This window comes from Bradyrhizobium denitrificans (assembly GCF_013179005.1).
Lineage (GTDB): Bacteria > Pseudomonadota > Alphaproteobacteria > Rhizobiales > Xanthobacteraceae > Bradyrhizobium > Bradyrhizobium denitrificans.
Genome location: NZ_JABFDP010000005.1, coordinates 90,649 through 109,937, shown reverse-complemented (window position 1 = coordinate 109,937; position 19,289 = coordinate 90,649). Strand labels below are relative to the sequence as shown.

General features: G+C 62.8%; 19 protein-coding genes. 6 read left to right on the top strand and 13 right to left on the bottom strand.

Going from position 1 to position 19,289, the window contains the following annotated elements; all coding sequences use genetic code 11:
• Positions 1-315: 315 nt before the first annotated feature.
• Positions 316-975 carry a hypothetical protein gene (locus HL671_RS06635; RefSeq protein ID WP_172235926.1) on the bottom strand — a complete coding sequence of 220 codons (660 nt, stop codon included), beginning with the start codon at positions 973-975 and terminating at the stop codon, positions 316-318.
• Between the two features lie 218 nt (positions 976-1,193).
• Complete coding sequence (locus HL671_RS06630; protein WP_172235925.1) at positions 1,194-3,512, bottom strand: lysozyme inhibitor LprI family protein; 2,319 nt, start codon at positions 3,510-3,512, stop codon at positions 1,194-1,196.
• A gap of 734 nt (positions 3,513-4,246) precedes the next feature.
• Here HL671_RS06630 and HL671_RS06620 point away from each other — a divergent pair.
• The 3 genes from HL671_RS06620 (at position 4,247) to HL671_RS06610 (ending at position 7,638) form a co-directional block, all read left to right on the top strand.
• Entirely contained in the window at positions 4,247-5,437 is a 1,191-nt protein-coding gene (locus HL671_RS06620) for a hypothetical protein (RefSeq protein ID WP_172235923.1), read from the top strand.
• A gap of 595 nt (positions 5,438-6,032) precedes the next feature.
• Positions 6,033-7,298 carry an acyltransferase family protein gene (locus tag HL671_RS06615; protein WP_246705821.1) on the top strand — a complete coding sequence of 422 codons (1,266 nt, stop codon included), beginning with the start codon at positions 6,033-6,035 and terminating at the stop codon, positions 7,296-7,298.
• Positions 7,299-7,425: 127 nt separating this feature from the next.
• Positions 7,426-7,638, top strand: a complete 213-nt coding sequence (locus tag HL671_RS06610; RefSeq protein WP_012044976.1) for a hypothetical protein — start codon at positions 7,426-7,428, stop codon at positions 7,636-7,638.
• Between the two features lie 61 nt (positions 7,639-7,699).
• Here the strand turns inward: HL671_RS06610 and HL671_RS39080 are convergent, their stop codons facing one another.
• A complete protein-coding gene (locus tag HL671_RS39080; RefSeq protein WP_012044977.1) occupies positions 7,700-7,942 on the bottom strand; it encodes a GCG_CRPN prefix-to-repeats domain-containing protein in 243 nt (80 codons plus the stop codon).
• A gap of 491 nt (positions 7,943-8,433) precedes the next feature.
• Here HL671_RS39080 and HL671_RS06605 point away from each other — a divergent pair, with 491 nt between their 5' ends.
• Together HL671_RS06605 and HL671_RS06600 are read left to right on the top strand one after the other, a co-directional pair.
• Positions 8,434-8,619 (top strand): hypothetical protein, encoded by a 186-nt coding sequence (locus HL671_RS06605; RefSeq protein WP_041751579.1) that lies wholly within the window; start codon positions 8,434-8,436, stop codon positions 8,617-8,619.
• Between the two features lie 161 nt (positions 8,620-8,780).
• A complete protein-coding gene (locus tag HL671_RS06600; protein ID WP_172235922.1) occupies positions 8,781-8,975 on the top strand; it encodes a hypothetical protein in 195 nt (64 codons plus the stop codon).
• Between the two features lie 29 nt (positions 8,976-9,004).
• On the opposite strand, the gene HL671_RS06595 is transcribed toward HL671_RS06600, so the two are convergent.
• The 4 genes from HL671_RS06595 to HL671_RS06580 form a co-directional block, all read right to left on the bottom strand.
• Complete coding sequence (locus HL671_RS06595; protein ID WP_012044980.1) at positions 9,005-9,451, bottom strand: host attachment protein; 447 nt, start codon at positions 9,449-9,451, stop codon at positions 9,005-9,007.
• 162 nt (positions 9,452-9,613) lie between these two features.
• Positions 9,614-10,027 carry a DUF3775 domain-containing protein gene (locus HL671_RS06590; RefSeq protein WP_012044981.1) on the bottom strand — a complete coding sequence of 138 codons (414 nt, stop codon included), beginning with the start codon at positions 10,025-10,027 and terminating at the stop codon, positions 9,614-9,616.
• A 175-nt stretch (positions 10,028-10,202) separates the two neighbouring features.
• On the bottom strand, positions 10,203-10,679 hold the full coding sequence (locus HL671_RS06585) for a hypothetical protein (protein ID WP_172235921.1): 477 nt from the start codon (positions 10,677-10,679) through the stop codon (positions 10,203-10,205).
• 117 nt (positions 10,680-10,796) lie between these two features.
• Positions 10,797-11,489, bottom strand: a complete 693-nt coding sequence (locus HL671_RS06580; RefSeq protein ID WP_246579395.1) for a hypothetical protein — start codon at positions 11,487-11,489, stop codon at positions 10,797-10,799.
• A gap of 224 nt (positions 11,490-11,713) precedes the next feature.
• Here HL671_RS06580 and HL671_RS06575 point away from each other — a divergent pair, with 224 nt between their 5' ends.
• On the top strand, positions 11,714-12,097 hold the full coding sequence (locus HL671_RS06575) for a VOC family protein (RefSeq protein ID WP_172235920.1): 384 nt from the start codon (positions 11,714-11,716) through the stop codon (positions 12,095-12,097).
• 14 nt (positions 12,098-12,111) lie between these two features.
• Here HL671_RS06575 and HL671_RS06570 read toward each other — a convergent pair whose 3' ends face one another.
• The 6 genes from HL671_RS06570 to HL671_RS06545 form a co-directional block, all read right to left on the bottom strand.
• Positions 12,112-12,558 (bottom strand): hypothetical protein, encoded by a 447-nt coding sequence (locus HL671_RS06570; protein WP_041751581.1) that lies wholly within the window; start codon positions 12,556-12,558, stop codon positions 12,112-12,114.
• Positions 12,559-12,695: 137 nt separating this feature from the next.
• Positions 12,696-15,377 (bottom strand): PAS domain-containing protein, encoded by a 2,682-nt coding sequence (locus tag HL671_RS06565; protein WP_012044987.1) that lies wholly within the window; start codon positions 15,375-15,377, stop codon positions 12,696-12,698.
• 112 nt (positions 15,378-15,489) lie between these two features.
• The gene (locus HL671_RS06560; RefSeq protein ID WP_172235919.1) at positions 15,490-16,293 is read right to left on the bottom strand and encodes an NUDIX hydrolase; all 804 of its coding nucleotides are present in this window, start codon (positions 16,291-16,293) and stop codon (positions 15,490-15,492) included.
• A gap of 2 nt (positions 16,294-16,295) precedes the next feature.
• Positions 16,296-17,249 carry a dihydrodipicolinate synthase family protein gene (locus HL671_RS06555; RefSeq protein ID WP_172235918.1) on the bottom strand — a complete coding sequence of 318 codons (954 nt, stop codon included), beginning with the start codon at positions 17,247-17,249 and terminating at the stop codon, positions 16,296-16,298.
• A gap of 74 nt (positions 17,250-17,323) precedes the next feature.
• On the bottom strand, positions 17,324-18,202 hold the full coding sequence (locus HL671_RS06550; RefSeq protein ID WP_172235917.1) for an SDR family oxidoreductase: 879 nt from the start codon (positions 18,200-18,202) through the stop codon (positions 17,324-17,326).
• Positions 18,203-18,346: 144 nt separating this feature from the next.
• Positions 18,347-19,207, bottom strand: a complete 861-nt coding sequence (locus HL671_RS06545; RefSeq protein WP_172235916.1) for a MaoC family dehydratase — start codon at positions 19,205-19,207, stop codon at positions 18,347-18,349.
• Between the last annotated feature and the right edge of the window lie 82 nt (positions 19,208-19,289).

Below are 19,289 nucleotides of genomic sequence, written 5' to 3'. Positions count from 1 at the left end.
AAGTCCCTTTTGCCCCGAAACCGCCGAATTCTTCGAGCCAACGACGCGTTATGAAGGAGCTTCCAGAGTCCCTATTTCAGGCCCCCGATGACCGCGAGGAAACTTGGCCGGACGACAAAGACGTCCGGCGAGCCGTCGAATGGTTCAAAGGTTTCTTGAAGCCCGGCGAGTGGAAGAAGAGACGCGACGCCGCTGCCAATCGCCTGTATTCCGCTTCGCTCGGCCGCATCGACCAGTCGGACGGGGGCCGTTACTTCGAGGAGGCTGTCAACCGGCGTTCAAAAATTTGCACGCCGGATAACACCAAAGAAGCCATCAATTGCCCGCAGCTTCGATGCCACAAAGTGGATCGGTCTTTACGTTGTAAATTGGGTTCCATTGGACCTGTACTTTGCACTTATAGTTGTACGATGCCTTCCCCCACTCCTTTTTTCGATCCTCGCCTGATCCAAGCGTATTCCAGGTATGATCGCCACTAACTCCGTTCTCTCTGAGAGCGATCGCTGCCAATTCTCCGCACCATTCGGCCTGGGTGTGACCGCCTTCTCGCCAGCCGGAACTTCCTTCCCGCTCCGCCGTAGACTGCCAATTGTTGATGCCGAATTCAGGCCGGACGCAGGTCTTAAAACTTACCTTCTTTTTGCATTGCAGTTCGATGGCAATCTTTGCCATATCGGCTCGACAGCTGATGACGTTGAAGCGATCCTGGGTTAGCTGATCGCGTACAGGCCCAACGTATTTGTCGATGCTGGCGTTTCCCTCGACTTTTCCGTCGATCTTTAGGAACGCGCTAATCCACTTGCTGATGGAAGCATCCGCATCGGCTTTGCCTGACAGTTGGGTGCGGGTACCTGCATTATTTAGTTCTCCGCAGAGCTTGACGGCGAAATTCGTCGCATCGTCCAGGCATTCGGCCCGAACACTGGTTGCCTGCACGATCAGAAGCGAAACCAGAGCAGACAGGAGAAGTTTCATGGCAACGATCCTCGGTATGGTTACGTTCACGGTAAAGTAGACGTGGGCGCGGTTGGCCGCAAATTCACCCCAGCCCCGTGCTGTCCGTTATCGGCGTCGACTAGCAATTGCACCCCGGCGCATGATGATCACATTGGACACTCTCTAAAGCCAAATAGACACTTTGAAAAATATCGCACAAGCTGCGATCTTCTGCTCGCAGGCATTAACTTTGCTGATCAAAACCAACTGCTCGGGTCCATTACGCGAAGAACTTTGCGGAATTCAGAGTTGCTGCCTCCTGCGATCTGATTGAAGACGGAATTTTGTCCGCCCCAAATCTGACCTGGATTGTTGATCATGCTATTTGAGCCGCCGAGCAACTGGCGCGGATTGTTGATCACGGAGTTGGGACCGCCGGTTACCTCGCCAACAGCTCGGATTGCCTTTACAATCTCATTGTTGGGCCCAGGGCCGTTTGTGAGATCGTTAAACGCATTTGTCAGCGTGAGGACAATCGTGTTGTTCTTGCCGAAGCAACTGGTGCCGATCCCGCCCTTGAAGCATTTGGTCAATTCGTTGATGGTCAGTTGGGTCGCGGTGCAGCCGGCGAAACCAATAGGATTTCCGCCCGTTTCGACTGCGCATTCGGCGGCAATCCGCCATTCCTCATTCATCGCTGGTCCTGCGGCGCAAAGAGCGAATGATGTTGCCCCAGAACTCGTTGTTGCACAGCTCACAACCCGCGCGGCGTCTGGCGGCAACACCGCGCCCGCGGCGCAGCCGGCCAATTGACTCTTGTCGCCGTTTGCGTTGGAGACACAGGAAAGAACCTGGCTTGTCTTGGCATCCAGGATGCCGTCCGCACAGTTTGCAATGAGCGAGCTGGCGCTCCGGCCAGAGGAGATGCAGGTGAGCACATGCTGGGCGGTTCGCACTTCGAGTTTGTCACCAAGCAGGCAAATCGCGATGTCGGTGGACGACTTACTTCCATCTCCGACGCAATTGACGGCACGTGCGGCATCGCCGCTAACCGCGGTCGCGGCGCAATTGGTCCAAACTCCCTTGCCCCCGGAGTTCATGCAATCGAAGAGCTGCCTGGCTTTTGCATAATCGGCTGAAAGGTTGCCGAGACAATCTGCAGAACCGGCTGCGGTGTTGGTCTTTGTCAGACAATCAGCCATCTTCTTTTGCGCGTCGGGCAAATCCGCGGTGACACAACCTGCTGCAGATGCGTAGCTACCGGCTTGCTTGACGCAATCGCGGATCTTTTCCGCCTTGGTTTTGAGCTCGGCACTGGGATTGCAGGCAAGGACGCTTTCGGCTGAGGGAGTTCCTCGGATGGCGCAGCCGACCTGTAGGGCTAGGTTGGGATCGTTGACCTTGTCCGTGAAGCACAGCAGACGGTCACCCTCGGTCTTCTTGCTGAAGCAGTCAATCAACGCCTTTTTGTCCGCGCTGATCGTCAGCATGACACAATCGGTGAAGGCGTTCTGACTATTAGTTGCGACGTTGCATCGCTCGATGTCGGTCTTGGTTGGCATCGCGGGAATATCTGCTTCCGAGAGCATCAGTGCACTCGTTCTTGTCAGATTACGTGCGGCAAGAGCGGAATCCAAGGCCGCTCTCCCGCTGACTGTGTCGGGATAGACTGGGCACTGTTGACCGAGTGCGCATCGCAATAGCGCTTTCGGAGTGATCCAAACGCCCGAGCAGAGAAACATCTGCTCGACTGTGACTAACCTGTTGTTTGACGCCCGTTCGTTGTAGCAAGTAAGTACCTTCTTCGCGGTTGCTACTTGGTCAAGTGGGCGCCGATTCGGACCCACAGCCTTGCGATCGGGTTGACGCACATCGGGAGCATCGAGCGGTCCGGATGCAACTGGCATCCAGCCGCTCAAATCGACGTGGTCGGGCATTCTCCAGACGACTGGAGTTAAGGTGATAGCAAGCGCACGGGCAAGCGCAGCACTCTGAGTTGCTCGAGCGTGGCTAACATAGGAAGCCAGCACGATCGTCCAATTATACTGTTCGGAATTCGGAGGGTACAGCGCGAAGGACTCAAAGGGAAAAGAACTTCTCAGGCGCTCGAAATGGGTGCGGGCGTCAGGTTCGGTCGTGCCGCTCGCCACGATCGTGAAGTAGGACTTGGTGGCCACGACCTGTTGTGGATGATCATTGAGTCGGCTTAGCGTGGCGGTCTTGGTCGTGGCCAACTTTGCGAACCGGTCCCGGTACTGGTCCATCAGGCAGGAACGCGCGACGAGCGCGTCCTTCGGCAACAGAAAGCCCATGTCTGGAATTGCGCATTTTGCTTCCAGGCTACCGGCCCAACGATTATGTTCTCGAACTAACGCGGAGCGCTCGGGTCCTGACAGGTCGTCTAGTTGTGCGGCGTAAAGCCTGCTTTCTTCTTCTTTGAGAGCAGCGATTTCAGCGTCGAAGCAGCTGAACATAGCGATGGGTCTCATGAGACCATCGCAGCTCTGGGCCGACGCCGGATTGTTAAATATCGAGATCGCCAAAAGAAAAGCACAAAGAAAATACATTGCGCGCATCGGTCAACCTCCGAGGTTCACGCAGCTCGAATGAAATGTCAAAAGCAATCAAAAGTAAAGTAGTTCGTTGCGATCTCAGCTTGCCTCATACGCGGCCAAGCGCCGTTTTCAGCACAACACGGCGATAACGCGATGGGCAGTTTTGCTCTTGTCCCCGTCTAAAACGGCGATGTACATTCCCTCGCCACATCCGCGGATGAGATGCTGACTGCGACATCATCTCGCCGGCACAGGGAGGACGATCATTGTCCCACCGCAAAACCTGAATTGGGAGTTATCGCGGCGCCTCGTTCAAGCTTAGCAGGCAGTGTTCCGCGGCTTCAAGCATCTGCACCACATGAAGCTGGCGGCCATCAATTTGTCCGACGATCCCGAAGCGTGCGGGACGTGGCTGGCCGCGCTGTCGCGGCTGCCGCTGGCGGACATTGTCGCCACGCGCACGGGGGAGATCCAGCTGACGGAGGAGAGCCTTGTGGACGGCCACCCTGGGCATCACCTTCGGCGACCCCCCCTCCTCGGAGGATGAAGCCTCGGCCTGCTGCATGGCCTTCACCGCGCGGGCCTGGCCCGGCTCGGGCTGGCCGATGCGGCCGGGAGCTTCCCCACCGCATTCAATTTCGGCATGCGATCGCGGCAGCGGATCCTGGGTGATTTCGGCGCATTGGATCCGTCAGGCTGGCGTTGGCCGGCGGCGGATGACGATGCGCGGACGGTGCATGCCGTGCTGCTGCTCTATGGACGGTCGGCGAGCGACTGCGGCGACCGGCTGCGACGGCATCTGGAGCAGCTCGGCGGCGCCGGCCGCCTTGGTCTACGAGACCGACACCCAGCCGACGGCGAAAGGCTTCAACTACGAGCATTTCGGTTTCCGCGACGGCATCTCGCAGCCGGTGATCCGCCGCACCGAGCGGTTTGCGCGCGGCGCCCTGCCGCGCGACGTCATGGCGCCCGGCGAGTTCATGCTGGGCTACCAGAACAATCAAGGCTTCTACCCGCCGACGCCGGTGGTGGCGCGGGAGCTCGATCTCGAGGATCAGCTGGGCTCGGTGCCCGTCGCCGCCGACAGCCGCTTCTCGGCGTTCCAGGATCCGCGTCCGCACGTGCGCGATTTCGGCCGCAACGGCACCTTCCTGGCGATCCGGGAGCTCCAGCAGCACGTCGAGGAGTTCGACGCCTTCGCGACCGCGCAGGCCGCCAAGGTGAGCGATCCGGATTGGGGCGGCGACGCGCCGCCGGCCTGGGCGGCCGATTGGATAAAGGCCAAGATGATGGGCCGCTGGCAGGATGGCGTGCCGCTGATCGATCGCCCGATCGGGCCCGTTCCGCCGCCACCAGGCGGTGCGCAGCCGCCGCAAGACGGCCCACCACCGTACCCGGTGCACGGTCGCCGCACGAGCCGCATGAAGACCGACGCCAATCTCGAGTTCGGCGTCGACGGCCCGCAGGGACTGTATTGTCCGTTCGGCGCGCACATCCGCCGCGCCAATCCCCGCGGCAGCCTGGCGCCGGGCGACGATTCGCAACTGATGATCACCAACCGCCATCGTCTGCTGCGGCGCGGCCGGTCCTACCAGAAGGGTAATGAAAAGGGCCTGCTGTTCATGGGCCTGTGCGCGGAGATTGAACGCCAGTTCGAGTTCATTCAGCAGTCCTGGATCGAGGCACCGGGCTTCGCGGGACTGACCGACGAGCCGCACCCGATCGTCGCGGTCGGCCCGCCCAGCCGCGCCACGCGCTTCACCATCCCCACCACCGCAGGCTCGCTCGTGCTGCGCGGCCCCGGCGGCTTCGTCACCGTCTACGGGGGCGAATACGCCTTTCTCCCTGGCCGCTCCGCCTTGATGTTCCTGAGCCGCCTGAACACGCGCAGCCATCGCGAACGCCTGCGCGCCACCGCAGCCTCGGCCGCCGAAGCCGCGCCGTGACAGCCACGCGATCGCGCGCTGATGTGCCACCATCAGCGCGATAGGCGCCGGCTTCATCCAGGCGCATGGCGACCGACCGATGACTAGGAGCAAACAGCGCCCTCACCGCAATCCGCGCTTTTTTTCGGCGCACCAGCTTTCGAGCAAAAAGCTTGTTGATAACTGCGCGACAGAACGACATGCCCCTTGATTTGCCCCTTGAACCAATCTCATCCGAAATAAGACAAATAAATCAAGCGGTCATGGATTTAGTTCGAATCCCTCCGAGCGCGCCATCCGGTCCTCCTCTGCCGGCTCAATATCCGGCCCAGCCGGTCGCACGTGCCCCTTGGCTCGGCCAGGCGGTCTCTGCAGGGGGGTGGAAAAGCTCAGCGAGGCGGCTATGAACGCCCGCGTTGCCGAGACTGCCAATATCCGAACGAAATGCGTTTCGAGCCGATCGAAGCCCCACAATGGGCGCGAAACCTGGATTGAGGGCCGGCGTGCCGAAGACCATCCGTCCCACTGTGGACAGCCGCCGCGCGTCGCCCCGGAGATCCGCGTGCGCCGAGCTTCGCGCCGCCGACAGAGATCCTGCGGCCACGTGAGATCTGGATTGCCTCCCGCCCCCGCGGTTCCTAGAACGAGACGAACAGATTTCCATCCTCTCGACGCAGCCGGATATTCCTCCAGCGTGAATGACCAGCGTTTCATCGGCTCGCTGACCGGCCTGCGCTTCGTCGCGGCCGCGACGGTCGTCGTCGGGCATGGTGCGCCATCATTGGCGCGTGGCGCGCTGCCGGAATTGATCGCCCAGGTCAGCAGCATCGGCATGACGATGTTCTTCGTGCTGAGCGGCTTCGTTCTCTGGCTCAATTATGCCAAGCGCTTCCAGTCACAATCGCTACGCTCCGCCTTGCGCGAATTCATGATTGCGCGACTCGCTCGGCTCTACCCGATGTACGTCGTTGTCGTTCTCAGCATCGTGACCTTTCTGATGATCGTCAGGGGCGTGTCCGCACCGTCCTTGGGATTCATTCTGACGATGACGCAAGCTTGGTTTCCCGTGCAGAACGGGACCATGCTGGTGGCGGTCGTTCCGCCGCTGCAGCACCTCTGGTCCATCAGCGTGGAGCTGTTTTTCTACCTCCTCTTCCCCTTCGTCTGCCTGCTGTTCTCCGGCGTCGACAAACTGAGGACGATGATTTGGATCGCCCTCGCGAACATTCTGCTGTTTGCCATGACCATCATTGCTTTCTTCACGTGGGGCGAGCGGGTGTTACAGGTCATAGCTCCGTCCCTCCAGCACGGCGGGATGCAGTGGCTCACTTATTACTCGCCGTTCCTGCACCTGTCGCAATTCGTCGCCGGGTGTCTTGCTGCCATGATCTATCAGAACCGCGCCGAAGCCGCGATCGGCAGTACAGAACGTTCCGGCGTTGCGATCATGTTCTATTCGGCGGCCGCGGGCCTCGCCTGTTCGCCTGTGCTGCTGTTCCTGGAGCCGCGCCTTCCGGGTTGGTCATTCTCGATCGAGCTTGCCGTGTGTCTCCTCGAGATCGTCGGATTTTCCGTCGTCTTCCTCGGGACCAGCCGCTATGGCCACGGTCGCTGGCTGTCATCCCGCGCCCTGGTGATCGGCGGGGAATGCAGCTATTCGATCTATCTGCTGCACCCGTTCCTGATCCGGCTCGCGATGCTCGGCAAGTCCGAAGATCCCGGCGCGTTGGAATTGATGCTTCGATTGGGGTTGTTCGTTGCCATCGCAACGGCCGTGGCATGGGTCACCTACGCGCTGATCGAGGCGCCATCGCGCTCATGGCTGCGCAAGGCGTTCCGCACCCGCCCGCCACGCGAGGTTCTCCATCCGAAGTCCGGCTAAGCTTGGACGACCGACCGGGGGGCGTGCGCCAGTGCCATGCTACCACCAGTTTAATCAGAACATTTTGCGCGAATTTAACACGATTGCAGCCACGCTCGGTCATCCAATCATGGCGTGAGATGCAGTGATGAAGATTCAGATCAAGGCGATGTGCGAAGCAAACGGCTCCCTCCTTGCCGCCACCAGCTACGACGACACCAATGACGACGCTCGAACCAATGCGGTGATTGCGCTGCTCGAACAGGTGCTGGCGCGTGCCGAGAGCACCGACGAACAACGCCTGTTCACGTTGGACATCGAAGCCCTGTCGCCCGAAGCGCCCCGCTCGTCGAGCACTTGAACGGAGCGGCGCCGAACGATCTGCGCCGCTGCTGAAATGCGGGGGTGGTCCGCCCTGAGGATCACCTGATGAGACACGCCTTCGCTCGTCTGCTCCATTTGAGGGCCGCTCCGCAGGGAGGTCTTGGCCGGGCGCCGGCAGGACACTCGTTCCAAACTGCCGCGCCAGTTTCCCAGCCATTCACCACACATCCGCCATTCGGCGCCACGTGGCAGCCGGGACCGCAGGAGTCGTTCGCCTGGGCGGGCTGAAGCCCCACCAGCAGCCCCGCGATCGGCAGCACCATCAAAAACTTCAATCTCATTTGCGCTCCATCCCGCTTCGAATTGCGAAGCGCAACAGAAACAACATCGCCCCTTCCGCGTTCCAGTGCTCGTTGCACTCCGCGCATGCTGCCTCGGCGCACGCGCGAGGGTTCATCAACCATCTCTGTGACGAAAGGCCGCGTCGCGAGCCGCGGAGCCGCCATCTTCCTTGCACGACAGGACCACAAGTCAGGCATCGAATTGGGCAGAGAATCAAAGGCGCGAGACGATTCACCATATGCGGAAGGCCGCTCGGTCCGGTAACCGGGCGCAAGGCGACAGTTACCACTTACGGCCCAAACAACAGCAAAGTCGGCACGGCCAAGACCATTGCAGAGAGCGGATTTAGGTTCAGAGCGAGAGCATCATTGCGGTCGAATTGACGCCTGCTCGTCCTGAATACGGCGGCGGCCTTCCGGAAGGACTGCCGAGTCGATGAGCATCTGCGGGGGACAAAGGATTGGCCGAGAATGAGGGAGCAACGGTCAACATGACGTCTCGTAAATTCACGGTGCGCGAAGCCATCGCCAGATCCTACCCGACCTGGGACTACGACATGGCCGACCGGCTGATCGCCTGGCTCGATCATTGTGGTTACGAGATCGTCGAAAAGAAGCAGCGCAGTCTTGCCCTGCATGCTGCCGACGAAGAGACCTCAGAGACCGTTGACGCATAAGGCCAGCCTCCGCTGTGGCTCTGCGGCGGCATTTCCAACGCCGGCAACCGAGCCTTTTGCGGCCAGCGGCAGGAACCGTCGCGTCACGCTTGGGTTAAGAAGACAGCCCCGAAAATTAGATGTGTTGAAGAATTTGCGTTCGATCAGCGAAGGAATCCAGGATGACTCGCAAGCTCACACCGCGCCAGGTCATTGCCCGCTCCTATCCCAGTTGGGACTATGCCATGGCTGACCGTCTCATCGCATGGCTCGATGAATGTGGTTATGAGATCGTGGAAAGAGGCTCGCAGCATACCGATGCGAGCCTGGTGCCCACCGAGCCGAAGTCCGCGCCGGAGGTCGCGCGGACCATGTAATTGCAGGGCGGCTGAAATCGAACGATCGATCAGGCCAGCAGCTGCTTCTCGATCTCGTAGACCGGGAGCTTCACCAGGTCCTTGTGGATCTCGCCGTGCAGCACCTTGCGCACGGCGTCGGAATAATCCGCCCGGATCATTCCGAGAGCCCGCGGTGACGCCACCATCGTCACAGCCTTGGTCTCGCCGCCCTGGACGGCGTGATGCAGGCGGTCCGCCAATTGCTTGAGGAAAGCGCGTTCGGATTGGTCATGCCAATCGGTCTGCTCGACCGAGCTCCGCATATGGCCGACGGACTGTTGCACTGATCCCGGGGCATCGGTTCCCTGTGCGCTGGTCCGTTCATTCACATGCTCATGGACTTCCTTGGTATGCAGGTTCGGAAACATGCTGTCTCCGATATTTTCGAGGATCAGCGCCTTGCGTCCGTCGCAAACCACGACCCAGTCACCGGTCCCTACCTTCATCTTGTCCATTGAGCTACTCCATCCTTGCCTCGCGCGATGCGCGAGCGCTTCGCTTGCTATTCGTCGTCGACACGGGGCCGTGGGCGTGACCATGTCGTGGGCGGCCAACCCAGACCGCGCCAAGGGCTTCCGCTTCAGCGCAGCCTCCGCATCTTCTGACACGGCGCCGGATCAAAGGCTTTCTTCGAAATCCTCCAGGGACAAGCCGAATTCGGACAAGGCCTCTTCCAGGTAATCGCCCAGCATCGGCGTTTCGATCAGATAAGTGGCCGTGCGGTTGTTGTGTGCCTGTGCCGCCTGGGCGCGCAGCTCATCCCAATTGTCGAGAGAGCCGTCGCCACGGCCGAGCCACATCAACGCGACCAGATCGATCTGTTCGTCGACATTCAGCCCCCTGATGAAGCTGACGAGCTCAGAGCGATCCGTGGTCGCGCCTCGGCCGCCGGTGCCAGGCGCGGAATCGTCGTCTGTCAGATCGGCCAGCAGCTCGGGTTCGGTGGCTTCCATCTCATATTGATGGATCTTCGTGACAACGAAGGCGACCTTCTCTGGCGAGATCGAGAGGTTGGGCGGGGTTGCGGTCATGCGGCGTCTCCGTAGGTCCGAGGGCAAACGCGCCTGGTCCTCATTGGAGATGACGCTAGGCGCTCTGAAGCGAGCGCACTTTGCGCAAGATCAAGGCAGTCTGGCGGCGCGTACACGCCCCTGGCGACCAATCAGCGATCGCGCTCGGCAGCGACCAGCCGGCATCGGAAGCGTCTTACCAGGTCGAATTGAACAGTCCGAAATGCGGCTGTTGCGCCACCAGAATCATGGGTTTGCCGGGATGCGTCTTCGCAACCTTCCGCTTCTTGGCGTCTGCCGGCCTGGCTGCGGTTTCGGAGCTCTTCATCGCGCGCGCCGGCGGCTTCTCGACCGCGGCTGCCGTGGGCGCCTTGGCCTCGGCGACATTCAGCTGCGCATAGGCGTCGCGGGCAGCGGTCTTCGCGGGTTGAGCGGTGGCCACAACCGCCGACGGCTCGACCGTCGCAACTTTGGTTTGGGCTGGCGTCGCAATTGACGTATCGATGACGATCCGCTCCGGCCACTTCCGGGTGGATTGGATACGAACCGGCGGCAGATCCGCTGCGGAGGTCAGGCTGGCTGGAAGAGGTACGCTGGGAAGCACCGCGTCCGCGAGGACCAGCAGCGCGAACAAAGTTCCGCCGACAAACAGAAAATAACGCAAGATAGGCATAATTTACCGCTCCGTCGGCGCGCCCTCGGCCGACTATCCACCTAACGGAGGACCATGGAAGTATGTTCCCGGGCAAACCGACAGGTTCAAGCACCGCCGGAAACTAGCGCGACATAATTAGATTTTCGTCGCTGCAACCAGCGCGCATTTTGCCGAGCTGACGTTAACGTTGACAAATCCAACATGGACCCCCACGAAGGTCCGGCGGCCCCCTGGCTTCACTAGGCCGGGGACGACACGCCTTCGCGCGGTGAGCGGTCCGCCGTCATCTCTGCCGAAAGCGCAGTTGATCTCAACATCCTTGATCGCGAATGGGTGGGTATTCCGCAGCGTGAAGGTGACGAGCGCCCGCGATCCCAATCCGCCCCGCCGCCACGACTGGGAGCTGATCCGAACGCCCGACAGGACGGATGAATCCTGCAAGCCGGGCTGCGCGGCCGAGGTGAGTCTCGCATTGGCGTCCAAAACGCTGCCGCCTGGGGTGGCCGCTGACGACAGCGGCGAGCCGATGCTCGTGCCGGAGCCGCCCGCACCAACCGTCACCGCCAGCGGCAAGCCGTGCAATGTCCCTGCCCCGTCCTCATCACCCGCATCGGCGTTGCTCGCCTGATCCGACGTGAGCGGGGCAAGGCCGACATCGGCGGTCTCAGCGTCATCGAGGGACATCATCAGCAAGCCCGCCGCCACGATCACGCCTGCGAGCGCGGCAAGGCCGAGCAACGCCGGTCTCCAGGGAACCTGCGGTGCAATTTGCCGAGTAAGCACCGGCGAGGTCGCACGTCGCAGCAAAACAGAAAGACCCACGCTCATGTCCGCCCCATGGCTGCCGGTCAGGACTCTGAAACTTTCAATCTGCAAACGTCGGCAGAGTTGCACGCAAAACCGACATTTGGAGGGCTGGCCCCGGCCACCGGTTCGATGACCGGACCGGACTGGCGCAGCCGAGGTCGAGCCGATAAACATCGGGATCGTTGCCGATGCAGCAGCTACGCTGCTACGTCCAAAGACGTTTCACTTTTTGAGAGATCTCGACGATGTTGAATGTCACCTGGGACCATATTCACCTCCGCAGCCCGGACCCTGAAGCCACGGCCAACTGGCTGCATGACGTTCTCGGCGGCGAGATCATTCGCAATCCCGGCCGCATCGATGTCAGGCTGGGCGGCGCCAGCGTGTTCATCGCCAAGGTCGAGCCCGGTGACGGCGTCCATGAGCCCCCAAAGACACCCTATCAGGGCCTCGATCATTTCGGTCTCACCGTAACGGACATTGACGCCGCCGCCGCGGCGCTGAAGGCCAAGGGCGTCACCTTCACGACCGAACCGACCACGATCCGTCCGGGCGTGCGCATCTGCTTCATCCGCGGCCCTCAGGGTATTTCCATCGAGCTGTTGGAGCGCGACAGGAAATACACCTGAGCCGCGGCACATCGCTAAGTCATGCTGCCGGGCATGAAGCAGCGGATCGAGAGGCCCTGATAGCCCCGCATCGGCCAGACCATCGTGCGGCCGACCCGGTTGGGCTCGGTGATGACGGCCTCGTCGGGCACGTCGAGCCATTCGCCTTCGATGCGCACGCGGTAATGGCCATTTCTGCTTTCCCAATCGACGTCGCTGACGGCGCTGCCGTCAGCATCGGAGCAACAGGGACCCTTTCCGCTTCGCAGCCCATCGAACCAGGCCTTCAACTCCGGCGACGAGTTCGCGTATTGACCGCGGTCGCGCGCCAGCCCAGGTGGCGCGGAAAGTGCGATCAGCAGAGCTGCCCCCGTCATCTGGATGGGAGGCGTCCTGCACTTGTCCCGCCATCGCGCGCGGCGCGTCGTCCCGGGCTCAATTCGATGCGGCTCATGGCCGCCTGACACGATCCATTTGCTCATTGCCGTCTGGTCCATCTGCTCTTGCACCACCCAAGGGTGCGCGGATGGCGATGCATCAACCGGGCCAGTTTGCGATTCGATCGCGGCTTCGTGAGAGTCAATCCGGGGTCTTACGCAGGAGATCGAGGTCGATCGGCCTACTCGGCCGCCTGCTCCAGCGGCGCGACACGCGGCAGGACGATCTGGATGCGCGTCCCCGCCCCGGGCTCGGACTCGAGATCGAGCCGTCCGCCGAGACGATTGGTGACGATGTTGTAGACGATGTGCAGGCCGAGGCCGGTGCCGCCCTGATCGCGCCGCGTCGTGAAGAACGGATCGAAGGCGCGGCGCCGGACGTCCAGGCTCATGCCGCAGCCATTGTCGGAGAAGATGATCTCGACATTGTCGCGTCCGGACTCGCGGGCCTGGATCTCGATCGTGCCTCCCCGGCCATCCGGGAACGCATGCGCGACGGCGTTGAGGAAAAGGTTGGTCAGGACCTGGCCGTAAGGGCCGGGATAGCTGTTCATCACCAGATCGGGCTGGCAGTTCACGTTCAGCGTCAGGTTCTGCTTGCGCAGGCCTGGCCGCAGGCTCAGCATCACCTGCTCGGTGAGATCGGCGAGATCGAAGGTCCGCTGGTCCGAATAGTTGCGGTCGGCCGCGACCTGTTTGAACGACTGGATCAGCTCGGCCGCACGATTGAGATTGGCGACCAGTTGCCCGGCCGCGTTGCGACTGGTCTCGATGAACTCGTTGAGGCTCGAGCGGCGCAGTTCACCGCGGCTCACGGCCTCGCTGAAGCGCTCGGTCTTGCGCTCGAGCGCGGAGGCCACCGTCAGGCTGATGCCGACGGGATTATTGACCTCATGCGCGACGCCCGCAACCATGCGCCCGAGAGCGGCGAGCTTCTCGGCTTCGATCAGCGAGGCCTGCGTCTCGCGCAGGTTCCGGAGCGCCGTTTCGGCGGCCTCCTTCGCCTTGCGCATTTCCAGCTCGCTTTTTTTGCGTTCGCCGATGTCCAGCGCCACCGTGACGATCTTGTCGACCTCGCCATCGGCATCCAGCAGCGGCAGCTTGTTGACCAACCATTGCCGCATCACGCAGCAGGAATCGAGGTACTCCTCTTCGTAGAATCCGAGGCCGGCCTTGGTCGCCAGCACGCGCTTGTCGTTCGAGTCGGTCTTGCTGGCGCCGTAGCGCGACATCAATTCGCCGGTGGTGCGGCCGAGCGCATCCTCCGGCTCGACATTGAAGATGCCGGCCATGTAGCGGTTCATCAAGACGTAGCGCAGCTCGCGATCCTTGACGTTGATCACCGCCGGCACCGTGTCGATGACCTGCTGCAGCAATCGGCGGCCTTCGGCGATGGCCGTCTCGGCGCGCTTCTGATCGGTGATGTCGCGAACGACGCCTTCGTAGCGCAGCACCTCGCCGCTCTCGTCGCGCACGACGGTGGCGCTGTCCGACAGCCAGCGGATCTCGCCATTGCGCCGCCGCACCTGGTACTCGAACTCACGCACCATGCCATCGCGCTGCATCAGCTTCTGATAGCGCTTGCGCGCCAGCGGGTGCACATAGATGGTGTCGGCGATGTCGCTCACGCTCTGGATCAGATCGCTCGCCGAATCGTACCCCATGATCCGCGCCAGCGCCGGATTGGCATTGAGCACGAGCCCGCTCGGCGTGGTCACATAGATGCCGTCGATCGAAGCCTCGAACAGCTTGCGATAGCTCTCCTCGGCCAGCCGCTGCTCGGCCAGCGCGCGCACCGCCGCCTCGCGCGCGGCGTCGGCGTCCTGCAAGGTCTGTCGGAACACCTCCGCGGCGCGGGCGATGTCGCCGATCTCGTTCTGCACGTCGGTCTGCGGAATCGCCGTCGACTTCTCGCCTGCGGCCAGCGCCCGGATCGAGCGAGCGATCGAGGCCAGCGGCCGCACCGTGCGGCGAACCACGAAGGAGGCGGCGAAAATGCCGATCAGAACCCCGGCCGTGCCGAAAATGATGCTCTGCCATTTGGTCTCCGCCAGGGTGCGGGCGAAGTCGCGCGCCAGGACCTTGCCCTGGCTCGCGCTCAGCGCCCGCAGCAGCTCGGTGACGCGGCCGATCAGCCGGCCTTCGATGCCCAGCACCTCCTTGTCGAGCCGCGCGATCTCGTCCTCGGTGCCGGCGATGGCGATGATCGCCTCGGCGTAACGATCCGCTGCCGCGCGCAGCGCCTTGTCCTGGATCGGTGTCGCGCGGATGCTGCGCGCCGCCTGCTCGGCGCCGGCCGGATCGCGCGCCAGCAGCGCGGCGCCGATCTGGTTCTGCACCTTGAACAGCGCCCGCGCGGTGTCGCGCTCGGTCACGCCCGCGATCGCCTCCTCGAAGCCTTCGCGCGCCGCCGGCAGGCCGGACAGCAACTCGGCGCGCTGTGCGATCAGCGCGCTGATCCGGTCGATACCCTCGCGATAATTGCTGAGCCGCTGCGCCACGCCGTCGATCGTCGCCTGCTGCTCCGGCGCCAGCTGCAGGCGCGTCTTCTTCAACAAGGCGCTGAGCTCGGTCGCCGCCTCCATGACGCGGTCGGAGCGCGAGGCTGGATCCGTGACGAAATCGCGCGCCGCGAGCCGCAGCTCGTTCATGCGCTGATCGATCTCCTCGGCGAGATCGCCGACGCCCTGCAGCCGCTGCAGCTCGGCAAAGGTGGAATCGATGTGGCGAATGGCGATGACGCTCGCCATGCTGGTGGCGGTGATCACGGCGAGCAGCAGCAGAAAGCTGCCAAAAATCATCCGACCGATCGTCATCGATCGGAGCGAACTGCAGGCGGTGCCGAAATCAACTGGTTTACTCATGGGTCCGGTGCTCGGAACCGCAATATATACGAGCCGCGATGCGGCCAACTGAACATATCAGGAACAGAACCGATCCGCACGCACTCCGCAAGACGAAAAATGGCGTGTGCGGTTAACCGGCCGCACCGAATTCGAAGATCTCCCCATCATAGCCGGCCTCCGGCGGAATGCGCAGCTGCCGGCCGCCATCCGCGGTCTTGGTCATGACCGGCATGACGGTGACGATGTCCATGTCCCGGGCCGCCGCGAGTGCATCCGCCACCGCCGGCTGCTTGCCGAGCCGGATCAGGTTGCGGGTCGTCGGGAACGGCAGCTTGAAACGGCCATCCTCGCCGCCCGCGAGCGCCTCGCGCGGCGAGACCCAGACCGAGTCGGTCGATTCCCGGCCGTCATGGGCGCCGAGGTGGTCCGGCGGCGCTGCCGCCAGGAAGAACCAGGTGTCGAAGCGCTTCGGCATCCCCTCCGGGGTGATCCAATGCGCGTAGGGCACCAGCGCATCGAGCGCCAGCACGAGGCCATGGCGCTCGAGCACTTCGAGGAAGCTGACCTTGCCTTCGCAGAGCGGCAGCCGGTGCGCGGCCTCGATCTCGCGCGCCGCCGCCGCATCGATCAGCGCGCCAGAGCCCCTGGCCCGCGCTAGCAAGATGCCGCTTTCCTCGAACGTCTCGCGGATGCCGGCAATCCGGAAGCCGAGCGCCTCGGCCTGAACGGCATCGCCGCCGGCATAGAGTTCGGGCATCCCGGCAATCTCGCGGTCGCCCTTGTCGACGCTGCCGCCCGGAAACACCAGTGCGCCCGAGTTGAACTCGATCTGATGGTGACGCACCATCATGAACACCTCGATCTCGCGGGCGGCTGCGTTGTCGCGCAGCAACAGCACGGTCGAGGCGGGACGGACGGCGGCAATGTCGGCCATGGTCACTCCGCGGCGCTGGCGTGGGGTTGCAGATTGGCCCGGGCATCGTAGCGTGCGACCCGCGACAGGAGATAGTCGACCTCGGCCTTGGCTGCAGCGCTGATGCCGGAGGCCGGCTTGCGCTGCGCCGCGGAGGCGATAGCGCCGCGCTTCTGCAGCACGTATTTGCGCACGGCGAGCCCTGCCCCCGGCTGCTGCTCATAGCGCACCAGCGGCAGATGCGCATCGAACAGGTCATGCGCGGCATCGCGTTTTCCGGCCTGCGACAGCTTGACGACATCGACCAGCATTTCCGGGAAGGCATAGCCGGTCATGGCGCCGTCGGCGCCGCGCTCCATCTCAAAATCGAGGAACAGGCCGCCATTGCCGCACAGGATCGACAGCGGCCGCAACGACCCGTCCTTCTGGAACGCACGCAGCGCCGAGATCTTCTCCAGGCCCGGCCAATCCTCGTGCTTGAGCATCACGCAGGAGGCGCTATCCATGACGATCTTGCGGATCACGGCCGGCGTGAACACGACCTGCTGGGTCAGCGGATAGTCCTGCAGCACCCAGGGAATGTCCTCGCCGATCGCATCCTGCGCCTGCTTGAAATAGCCGGTGATCTGGTCGTCGGTGCGCAGGCTCGGCGGCGGGGCGATCATGACGCCGGCAGCGCCCGCATCCATCGTGGCCCGGGCCAGCGCGCGCATCGTCGCAAAGCCGGGCGAGGACACGCCGACGATGATCTGCAGGTTTTTCGCGCGCTTGACGAAACGGATGGCAACCTCGGCGGATTCAGCCGCATCGAGTTTCGGTGCCTCGCCCATGATGCCCAGCACGGTAATGCCGTCACAGCCCGCCTCGGCGTAGAAATCGACCAGGCGGTCGATCGAGGCCTCGTCGATGCGGCCGTCATCGTGGAACGGCGTCGGCGCGATCGCGAAGGTGCCCTTGGCGGCGGCGGTGAGTTTCATCGTCAGCTCTCCAACATCTCTGGTCTCAGTCCGGGTTTGCGCCAGGCGCAGGCCGGAATGACCATCTGAATACATCAAAACCGCCGGGCGGACTTTTGAATGTCGGCCTCCGAAAAGAATATCTCCTCTGCATGAACAGCGATGTCCTCGGGCCGCCAGGCCGAGGATGGCGGCTTCCAGCCGTCCATTTCCATCATGCGCAACTCGCGCACGCCGCGCGGGCCGGAGACGCCGAGCACCTTGCCGGTCTGATCGCCGGAGAGGTGGCTGACCATATACAGCACCGCCGGCGCGATGCCTTCGGGCGTCAGTGCGGCGCCCGGATTTTCCTTGTAGCGCGGCAGGTCGGCGGTCATCCGTGTCAGCGCGCCCGGCGCCAGGGTCCACACCCGGATGTTGTACTTGCGGCCCTCCACCGCCAGCACGTTGGACAGGCCCCAGATACCGCCCTTCGCCGCGCCGTAATTGGACTGGCCGAAATTGCCGATCAGCCCGGAGGTCGAGGACGTGTTGACGATGACGCCGCCGCCATTGTCGCGCATCCAGCGGAACACCGGCAAGGTGCAGCAGAAAGTGCCTTTGAGGTGGACCTGGATCACCTTGTCCCAATCGGCCTCGCTGGACTTGGCAAAGGTCTGGTCGCGCAGGATGCCGGCATTGTTGACCAGAATGTCGGCGCGGCCGAAATGCCGGATCGCATCGTCGAACACCGACTGCCCGCCGGCCATGGTCGAGATGTCGGCGCCATTGGCGACCGCACGGCCGCCCTCCGCCATGATCGCGGCCGCCACCTGCCCGGCCATCGACAGATCCGAGCCGGACCCATCACGCGGCCCGCCGAGATCGTTGACCACCACCGCCGCGCCCTCGCGCGCGAACAGCCTTGCATAGGCCTCGCCGAGGCCACCACCAGCGCCGGTGATCAGCGCCACCTTGCCGTCGAGCAGTCCCATGTGTGCCTCCGCAGAGCTGTTTGTTCTTCTCCGTCATGGCCGGGCTTGACCCGGCCATCCATCTCATGAGGAGGCATCGCGTGGATGCCCGGGTCAAGCCCGGGGCATGACGACAACAAACAGGCGAGCCTCACATGCCAAGCATCATCCGAGCACGGTTTTGCCGTTCTTGATCACGGTGACGTTGCGCGACTTCACGCGCGCCTCGAACGAGATCACATGGCCGTCCTTCCACAGATCGACCGTCACGGTCTCGCCGGGAAACACCGGCGAGGAGAACCGCGCGGCATGCTGCCTGAACGCCGAGGCATCATAGTCGGCATAGGTCTGCAGCACGGCGCGGCAGGTCAGGCCATAGGTGCACATGCCATGCAGGATCGGGCGCGGGAAACCGGCGCGGCGCGCAAACTCGGGATCCGAATGCAGCGGATTGCGGTCGCCGCACAGGCGGTAGATCAGCGCCTGGTCGGGCCGCGTCGAAATCTCGACGCTGCGATCGGGCGCGCGGGAGGGCACCGGATGCGGCTCCGGGATGCCGCCGGAGGGACCGCCAAAGCCGCCATCGCCACGGGCGAAGCGCGAGGCCACCAGGGTCGCCAGCGGCGCACCGCTCTCGTCGCGCAGGATGGTCTGATGGCGAATGACGGCGCCCTTGTCCTTGCCCTTGTCGGACACCGCCAGCACCGAGGAATCGGCGGTGATCTTCGCTGCCACGGCGAGCGGCTGATGGAACGTGATGTCGCGCTCGCCATCGACGACCAGCACGCGGTTGAGCTTCATGTCACCCGGGCCTGCGCCCCAGGCAGCGACCGAGGCGAAGGTCGGCACCACCTTCAGCGGCCGCGGCTCGGCGGTGGCCTCGTTGACAAAGGCAAGCTCCCTTTCATCCATCGGGTCGGCGCCCATGCCGATGCCATAGGCGTACAGCATCACCTCGCGATCGGTGTAGGCATATGGCTGCCCCATCGCCTTCATGGCCATCAGCTCATCGTAGTTGATCGGCATGTTGTTGGTGTCCTCCCGGAAACGCATTCTTCGTAGGGTGGGCAAAGCGAAGCGTGCCCACCATCTTCATCGCGGTAGAACG

What these genes read in the sequence shown, in the direction of transcription:
- HL671_RS06635 (WP_172235926.1), bottom strand. Translation starts at nt 975, where the DNA reads ATGAAACTTCTCCTGTCTGCTCTGGTTTCGCTTCTGATCGTGCAGGCA.
- HL671_RS06630 (WP_172235925.1), bottom strand. Translation starts at nt 3,512, where the DNA reads ATGCGCGCAATGTATTTTCTTTGTGCTTTTCTTTTGGCGATCTCGATA.
- HL671_RS06620 (WP_172235923.1), top strand. Translation starts at nt 4,247, where the DNA reads ATGGACGGTCGGCGAGCGACTGCGGCGACCGGCTGCGACGGCATCTGG.
- HL671_RS06610 (WP_012044976.1), top strand. Translation starts at nt 7,426, where the DNA reads ATGAAGATTCAGATCAAGGCGATGTGCGAAGCAAACGGCTCCCTCCTT.
- HL671_RS39080 (WP_012044977.1), bottom strand. Translation starts at nt 7,942, where the DNA reads ATGAGATTGAAGTTTTTGATGGTGCTGCCGATCGCGGGGCTGCTGGTG.
- HL671_RS06605 (WP_041751579.1), top strand. Translation starts at nt 8,434, where the DNA reads ATGACGTCTCGTAAATTCACGGTGCGCGAAGCCATCGCCAGATCCTAC.
- HL671_RS06600 (WP_172235922.1), top strand. Translation starts at nt 8,781, where the DNA reads ATGACTCGCAAGCTCACACCGCGCCAGGTCATTGCCCGCTCCTATCCC.
- HL671_RS06595 (WP_012044980.1), bottom strand. Translation starts at nt 9,451, where the DNA reads ATGGACAAGATGAAGGTAGGGACCGGTGACTGGGTCGTGGTTTGCGAC.
- HL671_RS06590 (WP_012044981.1), bottom strand. Translation starts at nt 10,027, where the DNA reads ATGACCGCAACCCCGCCCAACCTCTCGATCTCGCCAGAGAAGGTCGCC.
- HL671_RS06585 (WP_172235921.1), bottom strand. Translation starts at nt 10,679, where the DNA reads ATGCCTATCTTGCGTTATTTTCTGTTTGTCGGCGGAACTTTGTTCGCG.
- HL671_RS06580 (WP_246579395.1), bottom strand. Translation starts at nt 11,489, where the DNA reads ATGAGCGTGGGTCTTTCTGTTTTGCTGCGACGTGCGACCTCGCCGGTG.
- HL671_RS06575 (WP_172235920.1), top strand. Translation starts at nt 11,714, where the DNA reads ATGTTGAATGTCACCTGGGACCATATTCACCTCCGCAGCCCGGACCCT.
- HL671_RS06570 (WP_041751581.1), bottom strand. Translation starts at nt 12,558, where the DNA reads ATGAGCAAATGGATCGTGTCAGGCGGCCATGAGCCGCATCGAATTGAG.
- HL671_RS06565 (WP_012044987.1), bottom strand. Translation starts at nt 15,377, where the DNA reads ATGAGTAAACCAGTTGATTTCGGCACCGCCTGCAGTTCGCTCCGATCG.
- HL671_RS06560 (WP_172235919.1), bottom strand. Translation starts at nt 16,293, where the DNA reads ATGGCCGACATTGCCGCCGTCCGTCCCGCCTCGACCGTGCTGTTGCTG.
- HL671_RS06555 (WP_172235918.1), bottom strand. Translation starts at nt 17,249, where the DNA reads ATGAAACTCACCGCCGCCGCCAAGGGCACCTTCGCGATCGCGCCGACG.
- HL671_RS06550 (WP_172235917.1), bottom strand. Translation starts at nt 18,202, where the DNA reads ATGGGACTGCTCGACGGCAAGGTGGCGCTGATCACCGGCGCTGGTGGT.
- HL671_RS06545 (WP_172235916.1), bottom strand. Translation starts at nt 19,207, where the DNA reads ATGCCGATCAACTACGATGAGCTGATGGCCATGAAGGCGATGGGGCAG.